Here is a 13,415-nt window from a genome sequence, read left to right as displayed (position 1 = left end):
GCCCTTAGTAGTCCCGTTCAAAAAACAGGCCCAGCCCGGTTTCGCCGCGCCCGTCGACGGTGCCGCGCACGGTGAAACTGTCGGTGACGTCCAGGTTCAGGTTCACCTCGGTGTCGCCCTCGGTGTTGACGGTGAAATCGGTATAGAGGTTGTCGCTCAGATAAGCTCCGGCCCCCAGACGACCGGCGCCGCCCTCGGTTGCCCCGATATCCACCGTGTCAACGCCGGTCGAGTCGCGCAGCCCTTTGGTCGTATCGCCCCCCGCGCCGCTGAGCTGCGCCAGAGACGCGGCCATCTGGGCAATGATAAAGGGTGAAAGCTCCGAGAAACGGTTGCCGAACAGCAGCATCGCCAGCGCCTCTTCCGCCGGGCGTTCGGGGTCGGAATAGACGTCAACCTCGGGCGCATCCAGCGGACCGGCGATTTCGATCGTGGCTGTACCCTCCGAGGTACTGGTGGACGAGGCGAACTCGATATACGGCGTCAGATCCCCCTGCAGGGTCACGATGCCTTTGGTCAGGGCCAGCCTGCGGCCCAGAATATCGAAATTGCCCCGGATCAGCTCAATCTGGCCGGAGGGGATGACCGACGCCGTCGTGCCGCCGATGAACAGGTTTCCACCCAGTTCGGCATTGACACCACGACCGCGCACGAAAACCGCTTTGGGTGCCCGCAGGCTGACATCCAGCGCAATGCGGGAGTCGCTCTTGGAGGCCCCTTCCTCGACGATCAGCCGCGCCCGTTCGCGGGTGATGTAACTGGCCCGGCTTTCGTTGAAATGTTCGATCTCGGGGATCGGTGCGGCCCCTACGGCCCCCGCTGCGGCGGCGAGGTTGATGTTTGTCTCTTCAAACGTGATCTGCCCGGAAATGGCGCTGTTGCCGGCCAACGCTCCGGTCATGGCGATCTCACCGTTCAGCGTGGTTTCATAAAGCAGCTTGTCGGTCAGCACGAGTTGGTTGAGCTTGGCGACAATGTTGGCGTTCAGCGGCGGCGTCAGGTCCAGCGGGCCCGAGATAGTGAAGTTTCCTCCGGCCCGCATCCCGCCATTCAACGAGATATTGGCCCGGCTCTGCGCCAATTCGACCGAGCCGTTGATGCCGGTGACCGTCTGCCCGATTTCAGGGATCGCCAGTGACGTCCCCGAGGTGGTGATCGTACCGCTGAGCGAACTGAGCGCGGGTTTGCCTTTCAGGCGCAGATTGTGCCGGGCGGTTCCGTCGATCTTGTTGGGCGAGATAAACAGGTTGATAACGCCCAGATTGACACCGCCCTGTGCTCTCAGATCGGCCTCGCCGCTGGTTTCATCGAAAGTGCCTGCGATCGTGCTGTTGATTTCGGCGGGACCATTGGCCGAGCCATCGATGGTCCAGACGCCGTTATTGCGTTTCGCATTGCCGGTTGCCGCGACGGTGCCGGGAAACTCGGGTGCGAAACGTTCGATCTTGTTGAGCTTGGCGTCGAAGTCCAAATCGGCTGTGCCATCCATGTCCACGGTTCCGGTCAGTGCGGCGTAAGAACTGTCCGGCCCGCTTAACCGCATGGTGCCTTCAAGCCCGGATCTGATCGGGGCGACGTTGCCGTCCAGCGTTAGCGGCCCGGACATTGTGGTCAGGATACGGGACAGATCGTCAAGCCGCGCGGTAAAGCTCAACCCGCCGGCGTCGCGGTCCAGCTGGCCCGATGCGGTGGCAGACAAAGCGGTGCCCTGCAGGCGGAAGGTGCGGATATCGACTCCTTCCTCGCCCTTTTCGGCATCGACATTCAGGGTCGTGCGGCCCTGGATCAGCTTGTCGACCAGTTCGATGCCGGTTTGTAGGTCGTCCGCATTCACATTGCCCTGAATGTTGAAAACCTTGCTGGCCAGGGTTGCGTTGCCCTCCAGATTGGCCGAGATCGACCCGGCCAGATCGCGTTGGGCCAGCCCCGAAAACAGGGATAGATCGGGGGCCTTCACCTGCGCCGTGCCGTCCACCGACAGATCGCCGGTGGGGTCGTCGACCGTTGCGGCGACCTGCGCGGCCAGGGCAGCGCCATTCACTGTCGCCTCTCGGATTTCGATCCGGTCTGTTGTCCGAGCTCCGTCCCAGGTGATAGCGGTTTTGCCGGTTAGCAAGGGATCAAGGTCGGACATGCCGGTCTTGATATCCTGTCCGGTCACGCTGGCCGTGCCATCGAATTCCAGCGTCTGCACCGTGCCCTTGCCCTCGAATTCGGCCTGCAAGGTTCCGCCCAATTCGCGCTTGGCCAGACCTGAGAAGACCGACAAGTCAGATGCGTTCACGCTGGCTTGTCCGTCGATGGTCAGGTTGCCGTCGGGTGTCGTGACCTCACCGCTGGCCTGCGCCTGCGCGGCCTCGCTGTTCAGGTCAAACTCGCGGATGGTGATGCCGTCGCTGCCACGGCTGGCATCCAGCGTGATCGTGGTCTCGCCCTTGATGACCGGGTCGATATCGTCGCGTCCGGTGACCAGATCGCGGCCCTCGACCACCACCTTGCCGTCAAAGCTGCGTTCCAGCGGCGAGCCCTTGCCTTCGACGCGCACCGAAGCCTCGCCGCCCAGATCAAGCTGTGCGAGATCCGAAAACCGCGACAGGTCCGATGCGTCGAGCGTGGCTGATCCATCTACGGTCAACCCGCTGGTCAGCCCGTCGATCAGCGCATCCAGCGCCAGCGTATAGTCGGTTCCGACCAGTTCGAACCCCGAAAGGTTCAGGGACTGATCGCTGCCATAGTCGAACTGGCCGTCCAGCGTGATGCGCTTGCCCAGAGCGGTGTTCAGCGCCTGATCGTTCAGGTCGATCCCGTCGACGATGGCCTGCAGATCACCGGTGACGGTAAACGCTTCGCCCTGTTCCAAAACGCCTTGCGCGGTGATCCGGGCGTTGTCCAGTTTCGCCTGCGGTGACTGAAACGCGTCTGCGGTCAGGCTCAGGTCCCATAGATTACCGTTCTTCTGATCGAACAGGACGGAAATCTGTGCCGCCTCGATCGATGTATCCCCGCCCGCAACCGGCAGCACCACGGAATTGCCGTCCGGCGGCGTGATCCGGCCCTGCAAGGCCGCAAGCTGCAGGGTACCGCCTTCGGCCAGCTGCAACTCACCCTTCAGGTTCAGCGCCTGGGTTGTGAGTTCCAGATCAGAGATATCCAGCGCGCCCTGGGGTTTGGTCTGGCCGTCCACGAAAAGCCGAGTCCTGGGGCCAAAGAAGGGGTCCAGATCCTCGGCCATGAAGGGGGTCAGGTCGCCGCCCAGATCGGCGGTAAAGGCGATCCCGTCTGCCGCGCCGGTTTCCGCAGCGCGCAGTTCGACCTGTCCTGTGACCTGCGGCTGCTTGTCACTGCTCAGGGCGATGTCGGCGGTGAAATCGGTCAGGGGGCCCGCGCCTTTGGCGGTAAAGCCGATCGGCGGGCTGTCGGGGATGTTCAGGGCGGTCGAGATCAGGCCACCCTCAGCCTCGTTCACGTCCAGATCCAGATTGATTTCGCGCGAGGAATTCTGGAACCCGGCGGTCAGCTTGATCCTGTCTCCGGCACGGTCCAGCCGGGTGATGTCCAGGTTGGTGTCCAGCGCGCCATCGGCAAGGGACAGGTTGCCGGTGACGGACAATGCGGCAGAGACCCCGATCAGAGGTTTGCCCAGCAACAACTCATCTACCCGGATCTCGCCAATTTCAATGGAAACCGGCAGTTCAGGCAGTTGAAAGGGTTTGGTCTCGGCCGAGGGGGGCGGGGTGTCCTTGGTGGTCGTGCCGGGTGCGCGGGCGATGTCAATCTCTTGCGCCGTCAGGGCATTGACGGAAAACCGCCCCCGGATCAGGGCCAGCCGGTTCCAGTCCAGCTCGGCATCCTTGATGGTCAGCCAGACGCCTTCATCGTCCGAGACGGTGATCTCTCGAATCGTGGCCCGCGCGCTCAGCGCGCCCTGCAGGCCCTTGACGGTGACGTTTTGATCGTCGCCCGACAGCGTGTCCTGCAGGAACCGTTCCAGCATACTGCCGCCGCCCTCATCCTCCTGCGCGATCACAGGCGGGGCGGTCACGATCAGCACCGAGGTGACAACAGGATATGCGTAGCGCCGTATCAAAATGCCTGTCCGATCCCGATATAGAATTGCAGACCGCTGCCGGTATCGCCCTGCATGGGCAAGGCCAGATCCAGACGCAGTGGGCCGAACCCGCCCAGATCATACCGGACGCCCAGCCCGGCGCCCGAATGGTACTCGGCGCCGCTGCCGATAAAGGATGACGTGTCCACGGTACCGAAATCGTAAAACCCGACAAGCGATATCGCGTCGGTGATCTTTCCGCGAACCTCTCCGGACAGCCCGACGAAGGATTTGCCCCCGGCAACGCCACCGTTTACCGGGATACCCAGGCTTTCAAAGGGTTGCCCGCGCACGGTTCCCGCACCGCCCGAGAAGAACAGGAAATCCGGTGTCACATTGCTGGGCGAAGGCCCGATCACCGAGCCGATCTGAGCGCGACCGGCCAGAACGATCCGTCCGCCCGTTCTCAGGCTGGTATAGGCGCGTGCGTCGGCGAAAAGCCGAATGCCTGTGTCCGTACCCGAAAACCCGACGAACGGCATGGCTTGCGCGTCCAGATAGAATCCACGGGTCGCGCTGACCTTGCTGTCACGCTCATCCCATTCCGATCGGAGCGGGATGATAAAATATCGGAACTTGCGGCCACTGCCATAGGCATCATCCGCATCCGACCACTGGAAACCGGCCGAGGCTTCGGCATAGAGCCGGTCGGAAAAGGTGCGCCGGGCACCATAGGCCAGCGACGCGACAGAGACGTTGTAATTCTCGGTGTTGCGCCGCTCCAGCAGGGCGCTCCAGAAGGTGTTGTCATCCGGGCCCAGCCGGTCGGGCTGATCCAGACGCAGGCCGATCCGGCCGTCTAGGTCCTCGGACCCGCCGATGTTGCGCAGCGCGGCTTCGAACCGCAGCCGTTCGGCGCGGCGGAATACGTTGCGGTGGGTCCAGGTCGCGGTTACGTCCAGCCCGGCGTTCGAGGCCAACTCGACCCCAAAGGTCAGGCGGCGCTTGGGCATGTCTTCGAACGTGGCGTCGAAATCCAGCGTACCGTCGGGGTTGGGGGTTTTGTGCTCTTCGATCGACACGACGCTAAATGTACCGGTTCGGCGCAACCGCGTGCCGACCCTCTGGATTTTCGCCGGTGAATACACTTCGCCCGAGGGGAACCCGGCGATTTTTTCAATCGACCGGTAACGCACATCCGTGTCGCCCTTGATGATCATTTTGCCAAAGACCAGACGCGGGCCGGGTTCAAGATCGATCTCGGCGTCCAGCCGTTTCTGCGCATGGCGGGCGATGACCTTTTGGCCTTCGACCTCGGCCTTGGCGTGTCCGGTGTCGCGCCAGCCCTGTACCCCGGCCGAGGCCGCCTGCTGAATGGCTCCGGTCGTGGCCAGCTTGCCGGGGGCGAACTCTTCGGGCAGGACAGTGCCCGGCGCAACCGGTTCAACGATGGCGGTGCCGAACTTGAAGGTCGGGCCGGTATTCACCGTGATGACGGCGCGGTTGATCGTATTGGGCACGGTGAGCGAGCTCATGTCCGCTGCTTCCTGCCCGTCCAGCTTGATGCTGACGACCGGGCTGAAATAGCCCTCGTCATACAGGATCTGAACGATGGTGCGGTAATCGGATAACGCGGCGGACAGGATTTCCAGCGGTGTGTCCAGCCCCCTGTCTTCGGCGGTCGCGACCGAGGACGTTTCCTCGATGCGTTCGACCAGAGCTTTCGGAGCACCGGGTGCGGACAGCGTCGTTTCAAGCGCGGCCAGAGACGAAGGCAGGGCGGTGATCACGCCAAGAAGGCAATATTTCACAAAGGCCTTTGGCCTGCTTCCCTGCATCGAATGGCTCCAACTGCCCCAAGTCGAAATCAATTTCGCCGTTTTATGCAATGCGACGGCTCATTGCATTCATGTTAGAGCATCAGTTTCCACGCAGGGAAAGAACTTATCGAAAACAACGCCGAATTTCCGGCCCTGTTGTGGTCAGGACCCGGCGTTGCGGAACCAGCGAATGATCGCTTCGCGGTCTTCGGGTTCCATATAAGTCACGTTGGCGGGCGGCATGGCGTGGCTGACGCCCGCCTGCAGGTAGATTTGTTTGGCATTACGGGCAATATCGCCTTCGGTTTCCAGCAGGACCCCTTTGGGGGCCCACTGAATACCCTCCCACACTGGTTCGCGGGCATGGCACATGGAACAGCGGCCCAGCACGACGTCATGCGTGTCTTCAAACCCGTCCGCGGCGGCAAATTTTTGTTCATAGGGCGTCAGCGGTTGCGTTTCGGCCTCTTCCAACGGTTTGTACATCGGTGCGGTGGACAGCCACATGATGGCGATGAACAGGATGGCGGTGACGGCCCAGGTCCAAGTTGGATTGCCGGCGCGGGCGTGACGGGTGTTGAAGTAGTGCCGGATGGTGACGCCCATCAGGAACACCAGCGCGGCGATGATCCAGTTGTATTCGGTTGCGAATGCCAGCGGGTAATGGTTCGACAGCATCAGGAACACGACCGGCAGCGTCAGGTAATTGTTATGGGTTGATCGCAGCTTGGCGATCTTGCCGTATTTCGGGTCCGGCGTGCGGCCGTTCTTCAGGTCATCTACCACGATCCGCTGGTTCGGCATGATGATGAAGAAAACGTTGGCGGTCATGATCGTGGCGGTGAAAGCCCCCAGATGCAGCATCATCGCACGGCCGGTGAAGATCTGGTTATAGCCCCAGCCCATCGCGACCAGCAGGATGAACAGCAGCACCATCAGCAGGGTCGGGCGTTCTCCCAGACCGGATTTGCACAGGAAATCATAGATCAGCCAGCCCACGGTCAGCGAGGCGGCTGAGATCAGAATCCCCTGCCAAAGCGCCAGATCGGCCTTTTCCGCGTCGATCAGATACAGCTCTCCTCCGACCCAATAGACGATCATCAGCAGCGCGGCACCGCTGAGCCAGGTGGCATAGCTTTCCCATTTGAACCAGGTCAGGTGGTCCGGCATCCGTTCGGGGGCGACCAGATATTTCTGGATGTGATAGAAGCCGCCGCCATGGACCTGCCATTCCTCGCCATCCGCCGGGCCGGGGATGTTGCGGTTCAGGCCAAGGTCCAGCGCGATAAAGTAAAAAGACGATCCGATCCAGGCGATCGCGGTGATGACGTGCAGCCAGCGCACGGCAAAACCCATCCAATCCCAGAACACGGCGAATTCGAACATGAGAGGTCTCTCCGGTAAGTTACCGCCACACTAGGCAAACGGGCTTTTCTTCGGTATTCCCGTATATTGTCAAACTGTATCAAAAAAAACGATAAGATGTCCTATCTCGACAATATCCGTACTTTTGTTCGTGTCTACGATCTGGGCAGCATGTCCGCTGCTGGCCGCGATTTGAGGATTTCGCCTGCTGTGACTTCGGCACGGATTTCTCAGTTGGAAGATCACCTGGGCGTGCGCCTGTTCCAGCGCACCACGCGCAACCTCAGCCCGACCGAGCAGGGCCGGGCGTTCTATCCCGGTGCGGTCGCCGTTTTGGACGCCGTGGATGATGCCGAGGCACAGGTGGTTCACCTGACCGAAGCGCCGCGTGGATCTCTGTTTGTTGCAGTGCCATTGGGTGTGGGGCGCAGGTTGTTGGCGCCGCATGTGCCTGATTTTCTGGAGGAATACCCCGAGATTGATGTGCGTTTGCGCCTGACGGATCGGTCGGTAGACTTGACGACCGAAGGGCTGGATCTCGCGTTTTTCATTGGTCAGCCGGAAGACAGCACCCTGCGCATCCGCAAGATCGCTGATTGCCAAAGAGTGCTTTGTGCGGCGCCTGACTATGTGCAGCGACGGGGAATGCCGCAAACAGGGGCAGACCTGGTCTCGGGGAAACATGAATGCCTGAACCTGCGCTTTCCGGGCGCGACAGAGTTCCAATGGCAGTTGGAGACACCCGAGGGACCCAAACGCTTTGCAGTGTCGGGTCGGTTCGAATGCGATGATGGGGACGTACTGACCGATTGGGCGTTGTCGGGGCAGGGGATCGCAATGAAGCCGGTATTCGAAGTGTCCGAACATCTAAAGGCCGGGCGACTGGTGCCTGTGGCGACGGACACACCTCCGGTTCCGGTGCAAATGGCGTGCCTATACACCCATCGTCGCCATCAGGATCCCAAGTCGCGTCTTTTCATGGATTTCATGATTGCGCGTATTGGCAAGGTCGTGCGGAGTTCTGAAACTTCGGGGTAGCAAAGGCTCCCGCCCCTGTTTGCGCCCTGCTGGCGCTACACAGCGTTGGGCCGGGCACCGCGGCAAAGCCGCGGTGCGGTCGCGCTGGAGGACGCGAAAAAGGAAATGGAACTCGGGACTGCGACACGCCTGAAAGGCGTGGCGCCCGGCCCAACGGGAGGCGCCACGGCAGGGGCAGCCGACGGGCGGGAGCCTTGCGGGTTTTCTTCAGCTGCCTCGATAGGTTGAGTAGCCGTAGGGAGACAATAACAAGGGCACGTGGTAGTGCGCATCCGCGTCAGACATGCCGAACCGGATCGGTACCTGATCCAGAAACAGAGGGTCTTCGGCGACCTGGCCTGTGGAGCGCAGGTAGTCTCCGGCAAAGAAAACCAATTCGTAGCTGCCCGTTTTGAAATCGCCTTGCGGCAGGATCGGGCTATCGGTGCGACCGTCGGAATTGGTCTCGGTTTCGGCCAGTTTGCGGCGGGTTTCCCCGGTGGTTTCATACAGGGCGATCCGCAGTCCTTGGGCCGGGCAGCCGCGTGCCGTGTCCAGAACGTGGGTTGTCAGGTAACCTGCCACGGGGGTCTCCTTTGATTTTCCTTTAGCTTTGTCGCAGTCTGGCGCAAAGTTCTAAATAGTGGAAATGCCGAAAGAACCGGAAACAGCGTTCGGATTAGTTTGATAATCAACCGCGCGTTTCTGGTCTAAGGCTGATGAAACGCACTAGAACGGAAGATGCCATGCAGCCGCCTCGATACCCTCGTGACATGATCGGTTACGGAGCCACCCCACCCGACGCCAAATGGCCCGGCGGGGCCAAGCTGGCGGTGCAGATCGTGTTGAACTACGAAGAAGGTGGCGAGAACAACATCCTGCATGGTGATGCCGCGTCCGAGGCGTTTCTGTCCGAGGTTGTCGGTGTGGCGCCTTGGCCCGGACAGCGCCACTGGAATATGGAATCGATCTATGAATACGGATCGCGGGCGGGGTTCTGGCGTCTGCATCGGTTGATGCAGGACGTGCCGATCACGGTCTATGGCGTGGCGACGGCGCTGGCTCGGTCGCCGGATCAGGTGGCCGCGATGAAGGCGGCGGGTTGGGAGGTTGCCAGCCACGGCCTGAAATGGATCGAACACAAGGACATGTCCGAGGATGAAGAGCGCGCGCAGATCGCCGAGGCCATCCGCCTGCATGCCGAGGTCGTGGGTGAGCGCCCGCGCGGTTGGTATACCGGCCGTTGTTCCGGAAACACCGTCCGGCTGGTGGCTGAAGAGGGCGGCTTTGCATATGTGGCCGACACGTATGCCGATGATCTGCCCTATTGGATGCAGACCGGCGGGCGGGATCAGTTGATCGTGCCGTATACGCTGGACTGCAATGACATGCGTTTTGCCACGGCGCAGGGGTTCAACTCGGGGGATCAGTTCTACACGTATCTCAAGGACAGCTTCGATGCGCTTTATGCCGAGGGGGAGGCGGGCGCACCCAAGATGCTGTCGATTGGATTGCATTGCCGCCTGATCGGGCGGCCCGGACGCGTGATGGCATTGAAGCGGTTCCTGGACTATGCGCGCGGGTTTTCGGATGTCTGGTTCGCAACGCGGCTCCAGATTGCGGAACACTGGGCGGCGCAACATCCCCCGATGGCGCATCCGAAACCATCGCAGATGCAGCGGGATGAGTTTGTCACGGCTTATGGGGGCATCTTCGAACACTCTGCCTGGATTGCGGAGCGTGCCTTTGATCTGGAACTTGGCCTCGCCCATGACACGGCGGGAGGGTTGCACAACGCACTGTCCCGCATGTTTCGCGCAGCCTCTGAGCAGGAGCGGCTGGGCGTGTTGACCGCGCACCCGGATCTGGCGGGCAAGCTGGCACAGGCCAAGCGGTTGACGCAGGAAAGCACATCCGAGCAGGCCTCGGCGGGGTTGGATGCTTTGACGGATGAGGAGCGCGCCGCTTTCACCGATCTGAACCAACGTTACACTGAGAAGTTTGGTTTCCCCTTCATCATTGCGGTGCGTGACCATGACAAGGCGTCGATCCTGCAGGCGTTTCAGCGGCGGATCGAACAGGACCGGGATACGGAATTCGCCGAGGCCTGCCGTCAGGCCGAACGCATCGCCGAGTTCCGTTTGCGGGACGTGTTGCCCTCATGAGCCGCCGGATCGTCGCCGCGCCGCTGACCGCCGAGGCCTTTGCGCCCTTTGGCGATGTGCTGGAAGTTGCGGGTGAGCCGGACAGGATCATCAATCAGGGGCAGTGCGGCCGATACCATGACCGCGCTGGGCTGGATTTTTCCGATGGTCGCGCAGGGATCAGCCTGTTCAATGCCAATCCGCGAAGTTTGCCGTATCGGCTGGATATGGTCGAACGGCACCCTGACGGAAGTCAGGCCTTCATCCCGATGACGCAGCACCCGTTTCTGGTCATCGTCGCGCCGGATGTGGGCGGGCGGCCGGGTGAGCCCTTGGCATTTGTCACGGCACCCGGACAGACAGTGAATTATCATCGGGGGACGTGGCACGGCGTTCTGACACCGCTGCACGCTCCGGGCCTGTTCACCGTTGTCGACCGGATTGGAGAGGGGGCCAATCTGGAAGAGGTCTGGTTCGACGAACCTTATGAGGTTGTGGCAGGTTAGAGGCGGACCCTCCCGCCCGGTCCCTGGCGCATCAAAGATGCTTGGGACCCGTTGGGCCGGGCAGCGCGCGGGCAAGCCCGCCCGCTGCGGTATCGCCCTTGTCAAGGTTGTGCCATCAGGCGCGCGACGTCGAGCATTCGCGCTGAAAAGCCCCATTCGTTGTCATACCAGCCAAAGACGCGGACCTGATTTTCGCCGACCATGCGCGTTTCCGGGCCTGCGATGACCAGTGATTCCGGTCGTGTTCGCAGGTCTGACGATACCAGCGGGTGATCGGTCCAACCCAGAACGGGCGATTGCGCAACGGCAGTTCGCAATTCGGCCTCAAAAGCAGACGCGGACATGCCGCGGTCAAGCGTCGCGACCAGGTCGACGGCTGACACACTGGCGGTTGGAACGCGCACTGCTGCGCCGGAAATGCGGCCTGCGAGGTGGGGCATGACCTCGTCAATCAGTTCCGTTGCACTGGTGGTCGTGGGGACCATGGACAGTGCCCCGGCGCGCGACCGGGCCAGATCGCCGCGCGGGGCATCCACCATGGGCTGGCTGTTGGTGTAGCAGTGGATCGTCGTCATATGGGCTGAGGCGATGCCTCCGATCCCGTCCAGTACCTTGACCAGCGGGGCCAGCCCGTTGGTGGTGCAGGACGCGTTCGATACGATCCGGGCGTTGCCCAACTGGTCTTCGTTGGCACCCAGAACGATGGTCACCTCGGTGGCGGGTGAGGGGCCGGAGATCAGCACTTTGCCCGCCCCTGCGGTCAGCCCCTGACCGGCCACGTCTGAAGTGCGCGCAACGCCGGTGCAATCCATCAGAACGTCGACCCCGGTCAGATCGACACGCGACAGGTCCGGGCTGTGGGCGACCGGGATGGATTGACCGTCAACCAGCAAGGCCTCTCCACCGGCCTCGACCGATCCGGGGTAGGGTCCAAAAGTGCTGTCGTATTTGAACAGGTAAGCACAGGTTTCGAGCGGTGCGATGTCGTTGATCAGCATCAGCTCGACATCACTATCCGGCGGCAAAGCCAGCAGCTGCCGCAGGATCGTGCGGCCAATCCGGCCGAATCCGTTGATCGCGAGTTTCATGCGCAAGCTATGGCAGCGGGTTGCGTCGACCTCAATGCCCGTTTCGACCTGAGGTCAGTTGCAGCTGACCTGCGAAAAGAACTGACCCGAGATGTTCTGATACATGCTGGCCCGGAGCGGCTTACAGCCGGTCGCCGCCTGGATGGCCGCCATGGCCTGAATGGTGCGCAGGCGCGGCGGTGGGCCAAACGGGTTCAGATTGTTGTTGTCACGGGTTGCGCGATAGACGACCGGAGCGTCCGAGACCTGTGTAACCGCCCATGTACGGCTCATGACGAATACCGATTTGGTTTCTTCTTTGGCGGCAACGGGGGTTGCCTCCAGGGCCGTCAGGCCAATTACAGCTGCCAGTGCCAGCATCAATCCGCGCAGTACCATTGAACAATCTCCAGTGCTAAAAACCGGTGTTATTTCACCAGATTAAGGCGCTTCTGTGAACCCCCGCGCCGGAAAAAGCCGGTTTGGCGTCAGCGTTTGGGCAATGACAGCGGCATGTGCCGGTTCACATCCTTGTAGAGCAGATAACGGAATCGCCCCGGACCGCCCGCGTAACAGGCCTGCGGGCAGAAGGCGCGCAGCCACATGTAGTCGCCGGCCTCGACCTCGACCCAATCCTGGTTGAGCCGGTAGACGGCTTTGCCTTCAAGCACATAGAGGCCATGCTCCATCACATGCGTTTCAGCAAAGGGGATCACGCCGCCGGGTTCGAAATTGACGATGTTCACATGCATGTCGTGGCGTAGATCCTGCGGGTCGGCGAAGCGGGTGGTGGACCAGCGGCCCTCGGTTCCCGGCATCTCAACAGGGGTGACGTCGCGTTCATTGGTGATGATCGGATCGGGGGCGGTCAGGCCGGGGATCGCCTCATAGGCCTTGCGGACCCAATGGAAGCGGGTGATCTCATTGGTGTTGTTGTGCAAGATCCATTCGCAACCGGCTGGAATATAAGCATATCCGCCTGTGTCCAGCTGGTGAACCTCACCGCCCAGCGTTAGCGTCACAGTGCCTTCGACTACGAACAGCACGCCCTGCGCCTGCGGGTCGGTCTCGGGGCGGTCGCTGCCGCCGCCGGGCTGCACCTCCATGATGTATTGCGAAAAGGTCTCGGCAAATCCGCTGAGAGGGCGGGACAGCACCCAGAGCCGGGTCTTTTCCCAAAACGGCAGCGCGCTGGTGACGATGTCGCGCATCGTACCTTTGGGGATCACCGCATAGGCCTCGGTGAACATGGCGCGGTCGGTCAAAAGCTGGTCCTGACCGGGGTGGCCGCCTGTGGGCGCGTAGTAGGTGGGGTGTGCCATCGGGTGCCTCTGCTTGGTGATTGGGGCACTATGCGGGGATTGCCCCGCCGGTCCAAGCGGCAGAGTTGCGATAGGTTTGTTCGGGATAATTTGAAGGTCGCCCAACAGGGCTTGGCCCCGGTTCAC

At 61.6% G+C, this 13,415-nt stretch carries 10 protein-coding genes; 3 read left to right on the top strand and 7 right to left on the bottom strand.

The window, feature by feature from the left end:
• Positions 1–4: 4 nt before the first annotated feature.
• The 3 genes from ACR0NT_RS12350 to ACR0NT_RS12340 all read right to left on the bottom strand — a co-directional run bounded on the left by ACR0NT_RS12350 (position 5) and on the right by ACR0NT_RS12340 (position 7,254).
• Entirely contained in the window at positions 5–4,042 is a 4,038-nt protein-coding gene (locus ACR0NT_RS12350) for a translocation/assembly module TamB domain-containing protein (protein ID WP_480443151.1), read from the bottom strand.
• Between the two features lie 41 nt (positions 4,043–4,083).
• Positions 4,084–5,886, bottom strand: a complete 1,803-nt coding sequence (locus ACR0NT_RS12345) for a BamA/TamA family outer membrane protein (protein WP_170672336.1) — start codon at positions 5,884–5,886, stop codon at positions 4,084–4,086.
• A 144-nt stretch (positions 5,887–6,030) separates the two neighbouring features.
• Positions 6,031–7,254 (bottom strand): urate hydroxylase PuuD, encoded by a 1,224-nt coding sequence (locus ACR0NT_RS12340; protein WP_170445520.1) that lies wholly within the window; start codon positions 7,252–7,254, stop codon positions 6,031–6,033.
• Positions 7,255–7,350: 96 nt separating this feature from the next.
• Here ACR0NT_RS12340 and ACR0NT_RS12335 point away from each other — a divergent pair, with 96 nt between their 5' ends.
• Entirely contained in the window at positions 7,351–8,271 is a 921-nt protein-coding gene (locus ACR0NT_RS12335) for a LysR family transcriptional regulator (RefSeq protein ID WP_170445517.1), read from the top strand.
• 207 nt (positions 8,272–8,478) lie between these two features.
• Here the strand turns inward: ACR0NT_RS12335 and uraH are convergent, their stop codons facing one another.
• On the bottom strand, positions 8,479–8,835 hold the full coding sequence (uraH, locus tag ACR0NT_RS12330) for a hydroxyisourate hydrolase (protein WP_170672334.1): 357 nt from the start codon (positions 8,833–8,835) through the stop codon (positions 8,479–8,481).
• A gap of 161 nt (positions 8,836–8,996) precedes the next feature.
• Between uraH and puuE the strand changes: the two genes are divergently transcribed.
• Entirely contained in the window at positions 8,997–10,415 is a 1,419-nt protein-coding gene (puuE, locus tag ACR0NT_RS12325) for an allantoinase PuuE (protein WP_170672332.1), read from the top strand.
• On the top strand, positions 10,412–10,900 hold the full coding sequence (locus ACR0NT_RS12320; RefSeq protein WP_170672330.1) for an ureidoglycolate lyase: 489 nt from the start codon (positions 10,412–10,414) through the stop codon (positions 10,898–10,900). The genes puuE and ACR0NT_RS12320 overlap by 4 nt, the downstream gene beginning before the upstream one ends.
• A gap of 101 nt (positions 10,901–11,001) precedes the next feature.
• On the opposite strand, the gene ACR0NT_RS12315 is transcribed toward ACR0NT_RS12320, so the two are convergent.
• From ACR0NT_RS12315 to ACR0NT_RS12305, 3 genes are all read right to left on the bottom strand, one after another.
• Positions 11,002–11,988, bottom strand: coding sequence for a glyceraldehyde 3-phosphate dehydrogenase NAD-binding domain-containing protein (locus ACR0NT_RS12315; protein WP_170672328.1), 987 nt, complete (start codon positions 11,986–11,988; stop codon positions 11,002–11,004).
• A 54-nt stretch (positions 11,989–12,042) separates the two neighbouring features.
• Positions 12,043–12,366: a hypothetical protein gene (locus tag ACR0NT_RS12310; protein WP_170672326.1), complete on the bottom strand. Its 324-nt coding sequence runs from the start codon at positions 12,364–12,366 to the stop codon at positions 12,043–12,045.
• Between the two features lie 89 nt (positions 12,367–12,455).
• Positions 12,456–13,289: a bifunctional allantoicase/(S)-ureidoglycine aminohydrolase gene (locus ACR0NT_RS12305; RefSeq protein WP_170672324.1), complete on the bottom strand. Its 834-nt coding sequence runs from the start codon at positions 13,287–13,289 to the stop codon at positions 12,456–12,458.
• Between the last annotated feature and the right edge of the window lie 126 nt (positions 13,290–13,415).

The sequence above is a fragment of the Ruegeria sp. AB10 genome (assembly GCF_056542745.1).
This window is presented reverse-complemented; position numbering and strand designations above follow the sequence as displayed.